Consider the following 17935-nt stretch of genomic DNA (forward strand, 5'->3'; position numbering starts at 1 on the left):
ATGCCGACTCCAATCACGGCCGCCGGCCAATTCCGATGACCTCAGGAGAACACCCATGCCCTTCGTGACCACCTCCGACGGTGTCGACATCTTCTACAAGGACTGGGGCCCCAAAGAGGCTCAGCCAATCCATTTCCACCACGGCTGGCCGCTGTCGGCAGACGACTGGGACAACCAGATGCTCTTCTTCCTCAAGCAGGGCTATCGCGTCGTCGCCCATGACCGGCGCGGGCATGGACGTTCGGAACAGGTCGGCGACGGGCACGACATGGATCACTACGCCGCCGACGCCTCGGCTGTTGCCGAGCATCTGGACCTGAAGAACGCCATCCATATCGGTCACTCGACCGGCGGCGGACAGGTGGCGCGCTTCGTCGCCCGGTTCGGCCAGCCCCAGGGCCGCGTCGCCAGCGCCGTGCTGGTCAGCGCCGTGCCGCCCTTGATGGTCAAGACCGACAGTAATCCTGACGGCACGCCGATCGAGGTGTTTGATGGCTTCCGCGTCGCCCTGGCCGCCAATCGGGCGCAGTTCTTCATCGACGTGCCCGCCGGCCCCTTCTACGGCTACAACCGCCCCGGCGCAGACGTCTCACAGGGCGTGATCGACAACTGGTGGCGTCAGGGCATGATGGGCAGCACCAAAGCCCACTATGAAGGCATCAAGGCCTTCTCGGAAACCGATCAGACCGAAGACCTGAAGGCGATCACCGTGCCGACCCTGATATTGCAAGGCGATGATGATCAGGTCGTGCCCTACAAGACCGCCGCCCTGATGCAGGACAAGCTGCTGCAGAACAGCAAACTGATCATCTATCCCGGATTCTCGCACGGCATGCTGACAGTTAACGCCGATGTGGTGAACGCGGACATCCTGGCCTTCATCAAGGGATGAGGGACGACGTCCACATGATCCCTCCGGGCGCGGACGTGGCCGTACTGGATCGGCAAAGGCGCGCCTTCCTTCGGGACGGCGCCCCACTTCTCCCCTGACCGATTGAAAACGGCCCAAAGACACTGCGCGGATACAGAACGCAAAAACCCTGCAAGCCACTGAACTCGCAGGGTTAATGTTCCCTAGATTGGTATAACCAGGGAGGTTGTAAGTGCGGGAGGGCGCTGTCCTTGTTGCTATTGGCCGATGATCCTGCCCGGCGAGAAATGTCGGTGCGTGCTCCTCGGCAAACACGGTCCCGAAGAGGCACACGATTCAAGTTGGTGGGAGATCAGGAGCCTCCCGTCGTTCCTCATAGAAGAATCGTACCATCTCAAACAAAGCCCCTACTTCTCGATTTGGCAGAAGGCAGATAGTTCGAAAAGCTTCCGCGAAGCGGAGCCACTCGGGGGTGTTACGGCCTCGGAAATATTCGCTATTTCCGGAAGCGCGCCGATCCTCTCCCCAATCCTGTTAGCCCATGACAACCAGACCATCACTGGTCGCGGGATTGGCCATGCGGATTTGTCGCACGAAAAGAGCAACTCCGCTGAGATGACATCAGTCGCTAGGCGCCTGCGATCCGTTCAGGGGGCGGCTGCTGCACACTGGGGACGCTCGCCCCCGCTGGGGCGGCTGTCTTGCCCTGCTCACTACTGCTGCCGCCCAGAGCACCCCACCCAGGCGGGTCTACCGAGCCGAACGCCTATCGACGTCGAAAATCAGGAAAAGCTGCCAAGTCAAAGCCAGGATCGCCAGACCTGACAATATCCAGGGGTGACCGATCCAAAGGGCGGACCAGTCAAAGCTGCCATTGTTGATCTTCTTGATATGATTGAAATTCTGGCTGATCCCGACGACTAGGCCCATCATTCCGACGACGGCGGCGATATAGCGCGACCACAGGGCGTCATATGATTTCAACATCAAGATGAGCGCCAGGACGCCAAGAGCGAACCGCTGGACCCGACAGTAGGGGCACGGGAAGACCAGGCCCGCCAGATCGACAGCCAGGGTGAACAGGACCACGGCAAGAATGGCGGCGCCCACGATTCGCCGGTTCAAAAGGGCGCTTCCCAGCAAACTCATGATCTTGTTCACGTCAGCTCCAATCCCATCAACCCCCAGGGCGCCTGCGCCCCACCCGATATGGCTTTGCCTGCCAGCGTCGCCGTGTGAATGCAATGATCGGATCGCTCGACAGCACGGGCGTCAATCCGGCTTTCGCCCTTCCCCGCCGGAACCGGCGCTTCGGATGTTGATCCGATCGAGCAAGAGCTCGACGCGCAAGCCGCCCAGAGGCGAGTTCAGAAAGCGAACTTCGCCGCCATGGGCCTTGATCGTCGCCAGAACGATCGACAGTCCCAGCCCCGCCCCTTCATGACGACCGCCGGCTCCCCGAAAGAAGCGCTGTCCAAGTCGTGAAAGCTCGTCCGCAGCCGTCCCTGCCCCGTCATCCTCGACGACCAGACGCGGGGGCCGGAGCGTCATTTCCAGTCCGATGCGTATCCGCTTGTCCGCGTGACGCCGGGCGTTCGCCAGCAGATTGTCGGCGGCCGCGCCAAAGCGAACAGGATCGACATACAGAATACCGTCCTCCCCGAAGAACTGAACCCTTTCATCCGAGACAGCCGCAGGAAAGGCCCGCCTCAGGGTGATCAATCGGCGGTTTTCGTCCCGGATCGGGGTCTCATCCTCGCGCGCCAGCGCCAGCAGCCCCGCCACCAGCCGCGCCGTGCGATCGACCGAGGACTGGATCTGCTCAAGCGCGTGTCGCCGGATCGACGGGTCGTCCGTAGCGGCGGCGATCTGCGCCTGTATCCGCAGACCCGCCAGCGGCGTTCGCAGTTCATGCGCCGCCGCCGCTGTGAACTCCGCCTCTCGGCGCCGTGCGGCGCCCAGGCGGCCGATCAGCTCGTTCAAGGCCAGGACGAACGGCTGCAACTCACGGGCGCCGTGGGACACGTCGATGGGAGCCAGATCATCGGCATCGCGTGCGCTCAAAGCGTCGGTCATCTGACGGACCGGCGCCAAGCCTCGCCCCACCGACCACCAAATCAGGGCGCCCAGCGCCGCCAGCCCCAGAACCGCCGGTCCGATCAGGCCCGTCACGACGCTTCCGACCAGATGTTCGCGGACCGCCAGATTGTCGCCGACCATTACCCGAAATCCGGCCTGCGGATCGCTGACGGTATAGACGCGCCATCGCTCCCCTCGAATCTCGCGCTCGGAGAACCCGTCCTCTCCGCCGGACAACTGCTCTACGGGCGCGCTTTGGGATCGTCCCAGCAACTGGCCGTCCATCGACCAGATCTGACAGGAGAGCTGGCGATCATAGACGTGGCCGGCCTTCGTTTCAGAGGCCTGGATGACAGGACGAACATCGCCCGCCCGCATCATCGAGGACACCATGCGGGCGGATTCCATCAGACGGCTGTCCAGAACCTGCTGCACCTCGGCGCGGGTATGCACCTCGGCCCACAGAACCGCCCCGCCCCATACCAGGGCGGTGACGAGAGCCAGTGTGGCGAACAGCCTGAAGCGGATCGATTTCATTGCAGCGTATAGCCGACGCCGCGAACCGTGCGGATGAAGCCGGCGCCCAGCTTGGCGCGTAGATGATGAATATGAACCTCGACGGCGTTCGAACCGATATCTTCCTGCCAGCCATAGAGCCGCTCTTCGAGCTGCGCGCGCGAAAGCACCTGGCTCGGCCGCTCCATCAGAGCTTCGAGAACGGCGAACTCGCGACGCGACAACGACAGGTCGTTATCCCCACGCCAGGCCAGTCGGGCCTTTGGATCAAGGGTCAGATCCCCGTGACGCAAGGCGGGTGATGACCGTCCCAGCAACCGCCGCCGAACCGCCCTCAGTCGGGCGGCGAGTTCGTCAAGGTCGAAGGGTTTGCCCACATAGTCGTCCGCGCCGGCGTCAAGCGCCTGTATGCGGTCGCGACTGTCGTCGCGCGCGGACAACACCACGACGCCGACATCCATGTCTCGCTCGCGCGCATACCGCAGCACCGACAGACCGTCGCCGTCCGGAAGGCCGAGATCCAGCACGACGGCGTCGAAGCCCGACACCTCCAGCGCCGCCCTCGCCTCCTCGACCGTGGCGACCTGTTCGACGGTCCAGCCGCAAGCGCTCAGGCCGACGCTCAGCCCGTCGGCCAGAACCGGATCGTCTTCAATGGCGAGAATTCTCATGATTTCGATTTGCGGGTCGCGGCTTAAGCCTGACTTAAGTTCATTCTACGACCTGTCCCCGCCATGATGCCTCTCCAACGCTTCGTCAGCGTCATGCTGCTTCTGCTCATCATCGGTTTGGGCGGATCAGCATTGGCGCAAGCGCCCTTGCCTCTCGACCAGGCCTTCGTGCTCAAGGTGTCGCGCCAAGCCGACGGCGACGTGGCGTTCGACTGGGCCATCGCGCCGGGACACTACCTTTATCGGGATCATACAGCCGCAACGGCGTCAGGCGCCAAGGACGCCCTGCCGCTAAGACTGGCTCCTGGCGAGCGCAAGGATGATCCAGGTTTCGGCGTCGTGGACGTCTGGTACGGCAAGGGCCGCGCGGTCCTGTCGGCCGAGGCCCTGGCTGCGGCGGGCGCGCCCCGTTCGATCGACATCACCTTCCAGGGCTGTCTTGAGGACGCCATCTGCTACCCGCCGACGACGCGGACCGTCGAAACGCCCGCGAAACCGGAATCGCCGGCATCGGCCCCGACGACGCCCGCGCCCGCCACGCCTATCGTCTCCGTCGTTCAACCGCCGAAGGACGTCTCGACCGAGCCGACCGGGCCATTGGTCGAACCGGCAGCCCCTGAGCCGTCGCCTCTCGCACCGTCTGAGGCGGTTCCGACCTCGAACGGCCTGATCGACAGCCTGGCGCTGAAAGGCGGCGCTGTGTGGGTGCTGGCGGCCTTCTTCGGCTTCGGCCTTCTGCTGGCCTTCACCCCGTGCGTTTTTCCCATGTACCCGATCCTCGCGGGCGTCATCGGTCGCGGCGTGGACGGCCGAGGAACAAGGCGAGGCCTGATCCTGTCGATAGCCTATGTTCTGGGTCTGGCCGCCGCCTTCGCCTTGCTGGGCGTCGCGGCCGCCTGGTCGGGTCAGAACCTGCAGGTCGCCCTGCAATCGGCCTGGGCCGTCGGCGGCCTCAGCCTTATCTTCCTGGCCCTGGCGATCTCCATGTTCGGCGGGTTCGAGCTGCAACTGCCTTCGGCATGGACCAATCGCTTCTCGCGCGAAGAAGGACAGGGGCGGCGTTCAGCGCCATCCGCCGCCGCCATGGGTTTCGTTTCAGCCCTGATCGTCGGCCCTTGCGTCACCGCACCGCTGGCCGGGGCCCTGCTCTATATCGCCCAGACGGGAGACGTGGTTCTGGGCGCGGCGGCCTTGTTTTTCCTGGGGCTGGGCAAGGGCGTGCCCCTGATCGTGTTCGGCACCGCCGGAGCTCGCTTCCTGCCGAAGGCGGGTCCCTGGATGGACCGGGTCAAGATGGCTTTCGGCTTCGCCTTCCTAGGCATGGCCTGGTGGTTGGCCGGACGTATCCTGCCGCCGGCCGTCACCCTGGCGACGGGCGCGGCGCTCAGCTTCGCCGCCGCCGCCGTGCTCGGGCTCTTCAGCCCCGCGACGAACAATCTGATCTCGAACCTCGCCCGAAGCGCCGGACTGGCGGCGAGCCTATGGGGCGCCCTCATCCTGATCGGCCTCGGTCTCGGCGCGGTCGACCCCTGGCGGCCGCTTGCGCCCCTGATGTCGGCCAATTCAGGCGCGGCCGCGACGCCATCTGTCGTCCCGACCGCCATCGTCGAGGATCAGGCGACGCTGGAGCAGGCCCTGGCTCGCGCCGCCGATGTCCGCCGTCCGGCCGTCCTCTACTTCACCGCCGACTGGTGCACGATCTGCAAGGCCGTTGATCGTCGCGTTCTGGCCGATCCGGCGACGATCGCTGCGTTCGCCGCAGCAGACCTGATCAAGGTCGACGTTACCCAAAATACGGCTGAGACGCGTGACCTGATGAAGCGCTACGGAGTGGCCGGGCCGCCTACCATGATCTTCCTGACCGCTTCATCCACCGAGGCGACCGGAGCCCGCCTGATCGGCGATATGACGGCTCAACAGGTCCAGACCGCTTTGGAACACGCCGGGGCGAGGTCATGAACGCCGTCTCCCTGGGCCCGCTGGTCCTGTCAGGCGAACGTTTCGCCATCCTGGCCGGTGTCTTCGTCTTCATCATTGGAACGGGCCTTCTCGCCACTCGCGTCAGCCCTCGCTTCAATCTCTGGAGCAGCGTCGTCGCCTTCGGCGGTATCGCAGCCGCTCGCCTCGGTCATGTCCTGACCCATTGGGAGTATTTCCAGGACGATCCGTGGCGCACCCTGGCGGTCTGGCAAGGCGGCTTCAGCTGGATATGGGCCGTGCCGGTCATCATCGCCGCGATGGTCGTGCTGCTGCGGACCAGGCGAGAACGCGCCTGGGCCCTGGCGCCGTTGGCGGTCGGCGCGCTCGTCTGGACGACAGCCTATCAACTGGTCTCCGCCACCGAGCCCCTGCCTCCGCCCCATCTCACCCTGAGCGCGCTTGAAGGGCCGCCTGTCGACCTGTCGGCTGTCGACGGTCGTCCCGCCGTGATCAACCTGTGGGCGACCTGGTGCCCGCCCTGCCGTCGGGAAATGCCCGCCCTGGCGCAAGCCCAGATCGAACACCCGGACGTACGCTTCCTTTTCATCAATCAGGACGAAGGCGATGTCGTCGTGCGTCGCTTCCTGACGAATGAAGATCTGAACCTTCAATCCGTCCTGTTCGACACGGCGATGGAGGTTCCGCGCCACTATCGAACAGTCGGCATTCCCGTGACCCTGTTTCTCCACGCCGACGGCCGTCTGGCCAAGGCTCATCTGGGTGAAATCGCCCCCGAGCAGATCGCGACCGAAATCGCGCGTCTGAACTAGCCCGCCATGCTCAAAGGAAGTCCCATGATCCGCAAATTCGTCCCCGCCCTCGCTGCTGCCGCGGCGGCGCTGGCCGCCTGCAGCCCCGCCGATGCCGACAACGGCGCCGCCGGGACAGCGGTCGTTCAGGACATGCCGCCAATCGCCAGGACAGGCTTCGACGATCTGTTGCACAATCCGGCCACCCCGTTCCTGGGCGCCGAGAACGCTGACGTCACCATCATCGGGTACGTCGACTACAACTGCCCCTACTGCAAGAAGATGTACGTCGAAATCGACGAGGTTCTAAAGGCGGATCCCAAGCTCCGGGTTCTCTATAAGGACTGGGCCATCTTCGGCGCCGTATCGGAGAACGCCGCCCGATCCGCCCTGGCCGCCGGTTATCAAGGCAAGTATCACGCGGTCCACGCCGCGTTCATGAAGCATCCCTCGCGGGTCACCGACGATGAGATACGCCGCCTGCTTCAAGGCGCCGGGGTTGATCTGGCGCGGTTAGACCAGGATCTGGCGTCGCACCGCGCCGAGATCGACGACGTGCTGATGCTCAATATGCAGGAAGCCATGGCCATGGGTCTGCAAGGCACCCCCGCCTTCATCATCAACGGTTATCTGATTCCGGGCGGAATGCCGCGAGCGCAGCTCGAAGCCATCATCGCCCGCCTGCGCACGGGCCAACCTCTGCGTTAAGGCTGCAAGGACTGCGGCGACGGCGTCCAAACGACGACGTCGCCCGCCTTGAGCCCCGACAGCACCTCGACGCCCATCGGACCGACCTGGCCCACGACAATATCGCGCCGGACGGGCTCGGCGCCGCGCACCCGAACCATGACGAAGGCGTTGGGCGCAGCCCCCTGGACCGCCTCAGGGGGCGCAACCAGGGCGCTCGGATTTTCATAGGCCACGATCGAGATGTTGGCGGTCATGCCGATCCGCACAGCCCGCGCGGCTTCGGGCGACAGGGGATCCAGTCTCACGCGCGCCTCAAACACGGCCTTGTTCGCGCCAGCTTCCATACTGGCCTCGCCCGCGACGCCTGTGACGACTCCCGTCAAGGTCTGTCCGCCGAAGCCAGGCCCGGTGACGACGGCCTTCTGTCCGGGTTGAATGGCGTTGAGGTCCAGCTCATCGAGCGTGAAAACCACGTCAAGCGCAGCTGTGCTGGCGATCACCGCTAAGGATTGCCCTTTGGCGACACGCCCTCCGGTCCGCACGACCTTGTCGGCGCTTTCGCCTTGCGACTCCGGCCGGACGATCACGCCGCCCTGCGGCGCGATGATGACGCCGTCGCCCCCGTCTCGCACTGCATCATACTGCGCCGCAGCGACAGCGCGTTGCAGCGATGCAAGACGCTTCTCTCCTGCTCCGGCTCGCCTGAGCGTTTCAGCGAGATCTTCGCGCGCGGAAACAAGCGCGGCTTCGCGCTGGCGCCGCTGCTGTAGAAGCCCCTCATGCTCGCTTCGGGGCACAAGCCCTCGCTCGAGCAAGGCCTGGGTTTCCGCGATTTTCGCCTCAAGGTCGCTCAGGTCAGCTTCAGCTGCAGCGATCGTCCGGGTCGCGCGACGCACTTCTACGCCTCCTTCCCAACCGGCCATTCGGTCAGCCTCGGCGTCCGCCTTCAGCCAGGCGGATTCCGCTTCCGCCCGACTCCGCAGGACATCCGCGGCGTCAAGTTCCAGCAAGCGCTGCCCGGCATCGATCTGATCGCCATATTCAAACAGGACGCGGGTCACCCGGGCGTCGAACGGAGCGCTCAGATCAATACGCTCGCCAGGCGTCACCCGGCCTGAAAAGTTGACGGAAACAATAAAAGGCGCGCGTGTCATCGTGGCGCGCTGCTCCTCCATCGCGCCCTGGTCCGCCCCGCCGCGCGTCAAGCCGAACGCGGCTCCAGCGGTCAGAACCGCCACAACAGCCAGGGCGCCCTGCACTTTGCGAGATTTCAGTCGTTCAAGGAAATGCGCCATGTCTCAAGCGTGCTCCCGATTTGCTGATCCAGCGCCGTCAGCGCATTGAGGTACGCGATGTTGGCCGACAACTGCTGAGCATCGGCGGCGCGCAGGTCGGCCTGCAGAGACAGGACCTCAAAGTTCGAGGCCCTGCCGAAACGCAGGCGTTCCTGTCCGATCTCAAGCGCCTGCTCCGACAAGGCGCGAGCCCGCCGCGCCGCCTCCACCTGAAGCCAACTGGCCTCAACCGACTGAACCGCGTCCAGCACCTGGCTTTCCACCGACTGCTTCATTTCCTCGAAGGCCAGTTCAGCCGTCTGCATATTGGTGTCCGCCGCCAGCCAGCTTTGGCGCCTTGACAGATCACCGATCGGAATATTCAGCCGCAGTCCGACCCTCGTGTCGGTTTCATTAAAGCGATCAAGGAACCTGGGGCCGTCATCACGCGTGGCCGAGGCTTCCAGCGACACGTCCCAAAGCCGCTGATTACGCGCAACAATGAGCGACTGACGCATCTGTTCGAGAGACGTGCGCTGGGCCAGAAGATCGATACGCGAAGAAAAGGCCGTCGCCATCGCGCTGTCCAGATCCACCTCAACACGGGCCGCCGCAACGGGATCGACCGCCACGACATTGGTGCGGGAGGCCAGGGCCAGCAATTGTAGAAGTCCCAGTTGGGCCGAAACCACCTGCTGGCGCGCCTGCAACACGGCCACTTCCTGATTGGCTACGCCGGACTCTGTCTGAACGATGTCAGAAGCCGCCATACGCCCTGCCGCGATAAGCGCCTGGTTCGTTTCGAGCAGTATCCGGGTCCGCGCCAGAGCTTCTTCGGCCAGGCGCGCCTGCTCCTGAGCCTGGATCAAGGCGCGATAGGATGTGATGACGGCGCTGACCGTCCCGGCGACCGTCGCCTCCAACTGCAGCCGGTTGATCTCTTCCTGAAGACGAGCAATGCGGACGGGGGCCATGTTGACCGCCAACCCGGCCCCGCGCAGCAAGGGCTGACTCAGACTTACTCCCGCCGTTTCATACTCAGCCCCCTCGCCGGTCAAAGTATCTGCCCGAGCCCATACGAAGTTCACCGTCCCTCCCAACGGCGTACGCCAGGATGCTGAGGGGCTGATGACGATGTCACCGTCGGTCTCGCCATCCTGACGTCGCTGCACGACCTCGATGCCGATCCCGCCTTGAGGGACGAAGGCGCGCTCGGCCACGCGCAGGTCGAAACGCTGAACCACCCGCTGCAGATAGGCCGAGCGGATTCCGCGATTATAACGCAGGGCCAAGGCGACGGCTTCATCCAGCGTCAACTCCAGCGGCGCTCCCGCCGGAATAGGCGCGGCGGACGGCACGACCACGGGTGAAATCGGACCGGACGTCGCCTGGGCGTGCGCGTCCACCGCGATCATCGCCAAGAGGCTCGACACGCCCAAGTTTACGAAAACTCTAGTCCCCACGCAGAGCCTCAATCGGCAGAATCCGCGACGCCGCAATGGCGGGATAGAGACCGAACACCAATCCCACACTCGCTGCGACCCCCGCCCCCAGAATCATGACGCCCCAGTTCACCGCAAATTCAAAAGGCAGGAACAGCGTCGCCACCCACGTCAGCCCCACGCCCAACACATCGCCCAGCACGCCGCCTCCCAGAGCCAGGACGACCGCCTCGATCAAGAACATCATGCGGATGTCGCCGGGCGTCGCGCCGATGGCGGCCCGCAGGCCGATTTCGCGCCGCCGCTCCATCACCGTCATCAACATGACGTTCATGACCCCAACCCCGCCGACCAGCAGAGAAATGGACCCGATCGCCACTAGGACTCCGCCCAGCATGGCCATTTGTTTCTTCATCGCCTGGATCATCGATCGGGCGTCCTGAACCCGCACAGGCGCCTGAGGCGTCGATAATGCGGCCGTATACCGGATGACCGCAGCCTCGGTATCGGCTTCAGGCTGGAGGCGTATCAGGGCTCCGGTAGCCGTATCACTTGCCATCACGCGACGTGCACAAGTCAAAGGAATAAGAACAGCATTATCATATTGAACGGGGCTAAGCGCCTGAGGCGGGGTCTGAGTCAGAACCCCAACGACGGTAAAGGCGTAGCTGCCGATACGGATTAAGCTTCCCGGCATCATCGCCGCCCCAGGGGAAGAAAGATTCAATGCTGCTTTCGGCCCTAGGACGGCGACCTGGCTACAATCATCAAGCTCACGCAGCAGTCTTCCGCTGGACGTCGACAAGCCAGCCAATGTGCTGATCGCAGGAGTGACGCCGGCCACAGTAACGTTGCTTGTCTTTCCATTGGCGCCCGCCTCCAGCATGGCTGTGGCCAGCGGCGCCGCTGATAACGCCGCCGTATCCATCTTCACCACAGCATCTATTCTAGCTGGATCGAGGCCCGCGGCCCCTTCCGCTTGCACTGCTAGAATGTCTACACCCGTCTGCCGAAAGCTCTTCATCGCTTCAATCTGGGCGATGTAGGCGATGTTCATCAGCGCGACGATGGCGGCAGAGCCAATAACTATCCCAAGCAGAGCCAGGACCGAGCGCCGCCCCTGGCCACGCAAATTGGCCACCGCCTCAAGCGCAAGTTGCGTCAGATCTGCGCGCCCGCGCCTCAACCCGCATCCCCTTGCGGCAGCAACCGCCCATCGCAAATCTCGATCACCCTATCGCATAGCATCGCCATGTCCCGATCATGAGTGATCATCAAAACGGTGACGCCGAAATCACGATTGAATGAGCGCAAAAGCTCAATGACCTGCGAGCCTGTCGTGCTGTCCAGGTTTCCCGTTGGTTCATCAGCCAAAATCAGGCGCGGCTCGCCAACCAGCGCACGAGCGATGGCTGTTCGCTGACGTTGGCCGCCAGACATCTGGTCAGGGCGATGAAAGACGCGATCAGATAAACCGACACGCTCCAACATGGCTAAAGCTCGCGCCTTGCGTTCGGCGCCGCCGACGCCGCGATGAAGTAGCGGCAGGGCCACATTCTCCCACGCCGTCAGTCGAGACAGAAGGTGAAACGACTGAAAGACAAAGCCAATCAGATAATTGCGAACTCGGGCAGCCTCTACGCGAGATAAATTAGAGACCGGGACACCGTCCAGGATAATCTCACCTCTATCCGGACGATCCAAGAGACCAATCAGATTCAGCAGAGTACTCTTGCCGGATCCAGAAGGTCCGACAAGCGCGGCGAATTCACCGGATGCAAGGTGAAGCCGAACATCCTCAAGAACGATTAATCCACGGTCATAGGTCTTGCTGACGCCCTCAACACGCAACATGGATCACACTCAAAATATGGCTAACGCAAATATCGCAGGCCGGGCGATAAGCCCGACCTGCGACATCAGAGGCCGAAAAACATCGGCGCACCCATCAGCTTAAGGCGTAATGTCGACATCCTGAGCAAGCTTGAAGTTCAAGGTTACTTGGCAAGCTCCCAAGGTGCCGGAAACGGAGAAGTCCCGCTTCTCGGTCAAGGTGCCGGTGAGGGTCCCTTCGCAGAAGGTGCCCGTCGTGGTTTTGGCTCGGACGTTGGCCAGAGCCACAGTCCAAACACTCGGCCCGCCAGACACGACCGTACCCGTCCAAGGCTGGTTGTAGAGGACGATGGTAGGGCAGAGCAGCGAGTCGGTCAGGCCGCCGTTGCCCACGAACGGATTCGCAGTGCTGGTCACGGTAAACTTATTCTGCGGAGAGCCAGCAGCCGGCGTGCCGAACTGAAATGCAGTGTTTGAAGCCGGCTTACAGTTCAGCGTCACAGTATTGTACAGAGTGGCGGTGCTGCCAGCTTGCGTGACGTTAACCGTCGCGCCTTGCGGGGACCAAGCGGATTGAGCGGCAGCGTTCCCGGCGACACTCAGAACACAAACGGCGACAGCGGCAGTGATTGAGCTTTTGAACATTTCACTTCCTCCCTTTTTCACAACCCTAGATGGTTGACGCCTAACCATCACCAAAACTATCAGAACTGTCAATATAAAAAGATGCTTAAAATCAATCGGTTATCATGACCCATAGCTTAACCGATCCACGCGCGACATGCGGGCAGACCTAAAAAGCAGTCGCCTTTTCCAGGCGACTGCAAATCAGCAGACAGTCAGAAGCGCTTAGAAAGACTGACCCCAATAATGCGGGGATCGAGAGTAAATACATTCGTCGTCAGCAGGGAATCGTCGCTGTTCGTGAAGGCATCGACAATCGGAGCCTTATCGAACAGATTTTTCACATAAGCTTGAACAACAAGGTTCTCGCCCATGTTCTCCATAGTGATGGTCAGGTTGGCGTTGTCCCAGCCCTTCAATCGGTCGTAATCCGTGTTGTATACACGGAAATAGCTTGATGATTGGCGATAGTAGTCGCCACGAACAGTCAAATCCCAGTCCCTGATATGGAACGTATACTGAGCGCCGATGTTCGCTGTCATGCGCGGTGCGTTAGGCAGTTCATTTCCTGACAGGTCCGCGGTAAAGCCGCGCCCCAAATTGGGCGCCTCAGTCATTGGATCGTAAGTGAAGCCAAAAAAGGCCCAAAATGGCAGAATGCTGTCGAAGTTCGGATCAAACGTGCCCCAACGCTGAGACCCCGAACACAGAGCCGAAAGCGCCACGACCCCGAAGTCAGCAGCAAGCGGACTTTGAAGGATCGTCTCCACGTGCTTGGTCGGAGCGACGCAGTTGGACGGAACCTGCAGCCAAGGCCGAACAACCATCCAGTCAGAGTTGCCCTGCGTGCGGTTCATGACATCGATGGAGCCCTCGCCATCGCCGATCTTCGTTTTCAGGAAGCCCAAGTTTGCATCAATACGGAAATCGGGGATGGGACGAAACACCGCCTCCAATTCTAGTCCCATTGATTTCGCGTCGAAATTCTCATTCAGAGAAATTCGATCGACAATCTGGGACACTTGGTAGTCCGTGTAGTCATAATAGAAGGCCGTCGCATTCAAGCGAACGCGCCCATCATAAAAGCTATTCTTTGTCCCGATCTCGAAAGCATCGACGTATTCAGGATCAAACGTTTCCGCCAGACTCTGATACTGAACGACTTCCGAGTTGATATCCGCCCGAGGAGGATTAGCTCCCCCTCCCTTGTAGCCCCGTGAGTAGGAAGCATAGACAAGCGTGTCTTCACGCGGCCGCCAATCCACCACCAAACGACCAGTAACAGCATCCCAATTTTGCTTTATATCGTCCATCGCACGATAGCCGCGACTGATTGATCCGCCAGTTGAAGCGCCCCAACTTCCATCCGGCTCGGCCCCTAGCAGCAGCTGACTAGGATAAGGAGTCGATACCTTTTCATCATTTGTGTAGCGTAGCCCGATCGTCAAACGAACCTCAGGGCTTAAATTCCAGTACCCTTCGCCAAACAGAGCCCACGACCGCGTATGCACGACATTCTTGCTTCGGAAATAGTTATGTCCATCTCCTGCAAGATTATCAAGCGATGTTGGATCGACATAGATACACTCCTTGATCGCCGTCTCGTCACACGCTGTAGTCGTTAAAGTCGGACTACCCGGAGATGGTGATCCATTATTGTAAAAATACTCAGATACAAAGCTGAAGAGGTTATTAAACACATAATAGTCATCTTGAGTTTTAAAGTCTAAATAATTTGCACCAACATTAAAGTTAAAGCCTCCGCTAAAATTAGACTGAATACGAAACTCCTGATACCATTGCTCGTTATTAGATTGACTTAGATCCAGCGAAACCATTCTATTAGAAGAACCGAGCTGGGGGTCTCTATAATATCCATTAACAATCGCAGTTTGTGGAATCTTTTCTCCTATATAATTATAGGCTCCGTCAATATTATTGAATATAACATTTGAAACATATCTATTATAATCTTGAGTAGATCTAAAATCATCTTTTGAATAAGCCGTCTGCGATATGAACTTGAGGTTATTAGTCAGATCGTACTCTAAGTTTAGTTGGACAACATCGTTTTTCGCTCGATAGGTTGGGTCGAAGTAAGTCGCCACATCACGCATATCGCGTGACTGCGTCACTCCAAAGTAGGGATTCATCTGGTCGAGCGTTACATTTGTAGCCGGGATAACGTTTCCAAATTCGTCGAACCCCGCCCCCACGCCTGAAATGAAGACAATAGCCGCCGCCCCACCGTTAGGCGTCCCATATGATGCATCGTCATACAAGCTTACAGCGCGGCAGCCCTGGCTTAGATGGCTTCGGGCTGCATCATTGAAATCGATAGCGTCGCCGACCGTCTCTGGCCCAGGATCATTAGCGCACAGTTGCTTGCCCGTGCGCGAGCGATCATCGTCTTCGTTGAAGTGTTCCCAGATCAGATTGGCTCTGAATCGATCGCTCGGCGTCCAAGCCGCCGATAGCCGTGTAGACCACAGATCACGGCCGTTAATATTGGTATCGTTGAAACTATTGTAGTCGAAGCCGTCTCGCTGAGTAAGTCCCCCCGCCACACGGACAGCGAATTGTTCACCCAGAGGCAGGTTGATCATCCCCTGACCACGGAGTGACCCATAGTTTCCGCCTTCCGCCTTGAGCATCGCCTCAAAGTCAGGACTCGGCAGGTTAGGAATCATATTGACCACGCCTGCAGTGGCATTTCGACCGTACAGCGTGCCCTGGGGTCCTCGCAGAACCTCGACCCGGTTCACATCCAGGTATTCCTGCTCAAATAACCGGTTGCGGATCAGGGGGCTGTTATTGAAGCTAACGGCCACCGCCGGATCAGATGCAGCCGAAACGGCCTTGGTGCCAATCCCGCGAATCGCGAAATTGTACATGGAAAAATTGTTCTTGGAGAAGCTGACATTAGGAACGGCCCGCATGAGTTCGGAACCGCCTTCAATCTTCATGGCGTCCAGATTTTCGGCTGAGAAAGCCGAGACCGCGATCGGCACATCCTGAATGGATTGTTCACGCTTCTGGGCGGTAACGATGATGTCGCCGACCGACGTTGCGTCCTGGGAAGGCGCTGCATCCTGAGCCAGCGCAGGGCCAGCCGCGACAACTAGAGCGAAAGCCGACGCGGTGACAGCCAGACGCGCGCGATTACAGGCCGCTGAAGCCATGAAAACCCTCCCCTGCACGGCCCTGCTCCCCAGCTGGACCGAATGCTTCCTCCCGCCTTTGTGTTGAGCTGACGACGAGGCGGATGCGCCGAAAGCTGACGCTATCGATCCACCTATTCATACGCATGTCAACAGCCTACTTACATAGATGTCTTGTGACCTTACGGAAGCTTTTCATCTTCTCCCGCAGCGCACTCGTTGTTTCCGCCCACCCACGCCCATCCGATGTCTCGGATTTGTTTGAACGAATGCGAACGCCGCACTTGTATTTACATAGCTGTTAGTGAAATCATGCTGCATTCGCTTTTTTAGGAGGACATGATGGACGGGGACGTCATTGTCGTTGGAGGCGGGCTCGCAGGCCTGGTTGCGGCGCACGAACTGACAAGGGCAGGTCGTCGCGTTCTGCTGGTGGACCAGGAAAACGCGAGCAATCTTGGCGGTCAGGCGTTCTGGTCGTTCGGGGGCCTGTTCCTGGTGAACTCGCCCGAGCAACGACGCCTGGGCGTGCACGACAGTTTCGACCTTGCCTGGCGGGATTGGCGGGGCAGCGCGGGCTGGGATCGGCTGGACGGCCCCTTGGCCGAAGACGAATGGGCGATGCGCTGGGGCCGCGCCTATGTTGAGTTCGCCGCCGGTGAAAAATGCGACTGGCTGCGTCAGCATGACATCAAGCTGACGCCCATGGTGGGCTGGGCGGAGAGAGGCGCCGGCAAGGCGTTCGGCCACGGCAATTCGGTTCCTCGCTTTCATGTCGCCTGGGGCACGGGAACGGGCGTGTCGGAGCCGTTTGCGCACCGAGCGAGAGAAGCAGAGAAAACCGGGCGGCTGACCTTTCACCACCGGCACAGGGTCGATCAGATTCTGGTCGAAGGCGGGCGGGTGACCGGCGTTGCAGGCGCCGTGCTGGCGCCCGACGACGCGCCGCGAGGCGCCCCCTCCAATCGCCAGGTCATCGGCGACTTCACCCTGAAGGCCGACGCGGTGATCCTGGCGACCGGCGGCATCGGCGGCAACCATGAGATGGTCCGCCGCTACTGGCCCGAACGGCTGGGCGCGCCGCCGAAGACCATGATCACCGGCGTGCCCGCCCATGTGGACGGACGAATGCTGGACATCGCCGCCGGGGCCGGCGCGCGCCTCGTGAACCGGGACCGCATGTGGCACTATGTGGAGGGCGTGCAGAACTGGGCGCCGATCTGGCCCGACCATGCGATCCGCATCCTGCCGGGACCGTCGCCGCTGTGGTTCGACGCCCTGGGGCGGCGCCTGCCCTTCCCGGCCCTGCCCGGCTACGACACCATCGCCACGCTGAAACATCTGCGCACGACGCCCGACTTGATCGAGCACGACCACTCCTGGTTCATCGTCACCGAGACCATGCTGGCCAAGGAGTTCGCCCTGTCGGGCTCGGAGCAGAACCAGGACATCACCGACCGCAACCTTCTGGGCGTCTTGCGTTCGCGCCTGGGCAAGGCCGCGCCTCGAGAAGTCGCCGCCTTCCGCGACAAGGGCGCCGACTTCGTGGTCGCCGACGACTTGGAGACCCTGGTCGGCAGGATGAACGGCCTGACCGACAGACCGCTGCTGGACGCCGCCCTGATCCGCGCCCAGATCGAGGATCGCGACGCCCAGATGGCCAATCCCTACGCCAAGGATGCGCAAGTTCAGGGCATTCACAACAGCCGGCGCTATCGCGGCGACCGCTGGGCGCGCACCTCGACACCGCACAGGGTGCTGGACCCGACGGCCGGGCCGCTCATCGGGGTCAAGCTGCACGTCCTGACGCGCAAGTCGCTGGGCGGGTTGCAGACCGACCTGTCCAGCCGCGTGCTGACGCCGGACGGAACGCCGCTGGAAGGACTCTACGCCGCAGGCGAAGCTGCGGGCTTCGGCGGCGGCGGATTGCATGGTTACAATGCGCTGGAGGGCACCTTCCTGGGCGGATGCATCTTCTCGGGACGGGCGGCGGGGCGCGCGCTGGCGGGCCAGGCCTAAGAGGGACAATCGCGCCGCCATCTGGC

The 17935-nt window shown here is 61.5% G+C and carries 14 protein-coding genes; 5 read left to right on the forward strand and 9 right to left on the reverse strand.

The features are described 5' to 3' along the window. Positions 1-55 precede the first annotated feature (55 nt). A complete protein-coding gene (locus tag V8J38_RS10300; protein ID WP_338575520.1) occupies positions 56-892 on the forward strand; it encodes an alpha/beta hydrolase in 837 nt (278 codons plus the stop codon). Between the two features lie 729 nt (positions 893-1621). Here the strand turns inward: V8J38_RS10300 and V8J38_RS10305 are convergent. The 3 genes from V8J38_RS10305 to V8J38_RS10315 form a co-directional block, all read right to left on the reverse strand. Next, the gene (locus V8J38_RS10305) at positions 1622-2032 is read right to left on the reverse strand and encodes a disulfide bond formation protein B (RefSeq protein ID WP_291782094.1); all 411 of its coding nucleotides are present in this window, start codon (positions 2030-2032) and stop codon (positions 1622-1624) included. A gap of 111 nt (positions 2033-2143) precedes the next feature. Beyond that, positions 2144-3487: an ATP-binding protein gene (locus tag V8J38_RS10310; RefSeq protein WP_338575522.1), complete on the reverse strand. Its 1344-nt coding sequence runs from the start codon at positions 3485-3487 to the stop codon at positions 2144-2146. After that, entirely contained in the window at positions 3484-4137 is a 654-nt protein-coding gene (locus tag V8J38_RS10315; protein WP_338575523.1) for a response regulator transcription factor, read from the reverse strand. The genes V8J38_RS10310 and V8J38_RS10315 overlap by 4 nt, the downstream gene beginning before the upstream one ends. Before the next feature lie 63 nt (positions 4138-4200). Here V8J38_RS10315 and dsbD point away from each other — a divergent pair, with 63 nt between their 5' ends. From dsbD to V8J38_RS10330, 3 genes are read left to right on the forward strand one after another with little or no spacing between them, the layout of a single operon-like run. Next, positions 4201-6096, forward strand: a complete 1896-nt coding sequence (gene dsbD / locus V8J38_RS10320; protein WP_338575524.1) for a protein-disulfide reductase DsbD — start codon at positions 4201-4203, stop codon at positions 6094-6096. Beyond that, positions 6093-6887: a TlpA disulfide reductase family protein gene (locus V8J38_RS10325; protein WP_338575526.1), complete on the forward strand. Its 795-nt coding sequence runs from the start codon at positions 6093-6095 to the stop codon at positions 6885-6887. Before dsbD ends, V8J38_RS10325 begins: the two co-directional genes overlap by 4 nt. A gap of 24 nt (positions 6888-6911) precedes the next feature. Then, a complete protein-coding gene (locus V8J38_RS10330; RefSeq protein WP_338575528.1) occupies positions 6912-7574 on the forward strand; it encodes a DsbA family protein in 663 nt (220 codons plus the stop codon). Here the strand turns inward: V8J38_RS10330 and V8J38_RS10335 are convergent. From V8J38_RS10335 to V8J38_RS10360, 6 genes are all read right to left on the reverse strand, one after another. Continuing rightward, on the reverse strand, positions 7571-8851 hold the full coding sequence (locus V8J38_RS10335) for an efflux RND transporter periplasmic adaptor subunit (protein ID WP_338575529.1): 1281 nt from the start codon (positions 8849-8851) through the stop codon (positions 7571-7573). The two genes, V8J38_RS10330 and V8J38_RS10335, sit on opposite strands and share 4 nt — an antisense overlap. Next, positions 8827-10245 carry a TolC family protein gene (locus tag V8J38_RS10340; RefSeq protein WP_338578621.1) on the reverse strand — a complete coding sequence of 473 codons (1419 nt, stop codon included), beginning with the start codon at positions 10243-10245 and terminating at the stop codon, positions 8827-8829. Before V8J38_RS10340 ends, V8J38_RS10335 begins: the two co-directional genes overlap by 25 nt. A 37-nt stretch (positions 10246-10282) precedes the next feature. Continuing rightward, positions 10283-11458 (reverse strand): ABC transporter permease, encoded by a 1176-nt coding sequence (locus V8J38_RS10345; RefSeq protein ID WP_338575530.1) that lies wholly within the window; start codon positions 11456-11458, stop codon positions 10283-10285. After that, entirely contained in the window at positions 11455-12126 is a 672-nt protein-coding gene (locus V8J38_RS10350; protein ID WP_291782122.1) for an ABC transporter ATP-binding protein, read from the reverse strand. The genes V8J38_RS10345 and V8J38_RS10350 overlap by 4 nt, the downstream gene beginning before the upstream one ends. Before the next feature lie 99 nt (positions 12127-12225). Next, positions 12226-12750 (reverse strand): hypothetical protein, encoded by a 525-nt coding sequence (locus V8J38_RS10355; protein WP_291782125.1) that lies wholly within the window; start codon positions 12748-12750, stop codon positions 12226-12228. A gap of 194 nt (positions 12751-12944) precedes the next feature. Continuing rightward, a complete protein-coding gene (locus V8J38_RS10360) occupies positions 12945-15911 on the reverse strand; it encodes a TonB-dependent receptor (protein WP_338575531.1) in 2967 nt (988 codons plus the stop codon). Between the two features lie 318 nt (positions 15912-16229). Here V8J38_RS10360 and V8J38_RS10365 point away from each other — a divergent pair, with 318 nt between their 5' ends. Next, positions 16230-17909 carry an FAD-binding dehydrogenase gene (locus tag V8J38_RS10365; protein ID WP_338575533.1) on the forward strand — a complete coding sequence of 560 codons (1680 nt, stop codon included), beginning with the start codon at positions 16230-16232 and terminating at the stop codon, positions 17907-17909. The last annotated feature ends 26 nt before the right edge of the window (positions 17910-17935 follow it).

The sequence above is a fragment of the Brevundimonas olei genome (genome assembly GCF_037055245.1).
GTDB lineage: Bacteria > Pseudomonadota > Alphaproteobacteria > Caulobacterales > Caulobacteraceae > Brevundimonas > Brevundimonas olei.

Excerpts from the sequence above, each read along its gene's own strand:
- V8J38_RS10340 (WP_338578621.1), bottom strand. The coding sequence starts at position 10,245 with ATGATCGCGGTGGACGCGCACGCCCAGGCGACGTCCGGTCCGATTTCA.
- V8J38_RS10335 (WP_338575529.1), bottom strand. The coding sequence starts at position 8,851 with ATGGCGCATTTCCTTGAACGACTGAAATCTCGCAAAGTGCAGGGCGCC.
- V8J38_RS10300 (WP_338575520.1), top strand. The coding sequence starts at position 56 with ATGCCCTTCGTGACCACCTCCGACGGTGTCGACATCTTCTACAAGGAC.
- V8J38_RS10365 (WP_338575533.1), top strand. The coding sequence starts at position 16,230 with ATGATGGACGGGGACGTCATTGTCGTTGGAGGCGGGCTCGCAGGCCTG.
- V8J38_RS10325 (WP_338575526.1), top strand. The coding sequence starts at position 6,093 with ATGAACGCCGTCTCCCTGGGCCCGCTGGTCCTGTCAGGCGAACGTTTC.
- V8J38_RS10310 (WP_338575522.1), bottom strand. The coding sequence starts at position 3,487 with ATGAAATCGATCCGCTTCAGGCTGTTCGCCACACTGGCTCTCGTCACC.
- V8J38_RS10360 (WP_338575531.1), bottom strand. The coding sequence starts at position 15,911 with ATGGCTTCAGCGGCCTGTAATCGCGCGCGTCTGGCTGTCACCGCGTCG.
- V8J38_RS10350 (WP_291782122.1), bottom strand. The coding sequence starts at position 12,126 with ATGTTGCGTGTTGAGGGCGTCAGCAAGACCTATGACCGTGGATTAATC.
- V8J38_RS10315 (WP_338575523.1), bottom strand. The coding sequence starts at position 4,137 with ATGAGAATTCTCGCCATTGAAGACGATCCGGTTCTGGCCGACGGGCTG.
- V8J38_RS10330 (WP_338575528.1), top strand. The coding sequence starts at position 6,912 with ATGATCCGCAAATTCGTCCCCGCCCTCGCTGCTGCCGCGGCGGCGCTG.
- dsbD (WP_338575524.1), top strand. The coding sequence starts at position 4,201 with ATGATGCCTCTCCAACGCTTCGTCAGCGTCATGCTGCTTCTGCTCATC.
- V8J38_RS10355 (WP_291782125.1), bottom strand. The coding sequence starts at position 12,750 with ATGTTCAAAAGCTCAATCACTGCCGCTGTCGCCGTTTGTGTTCTGAGT.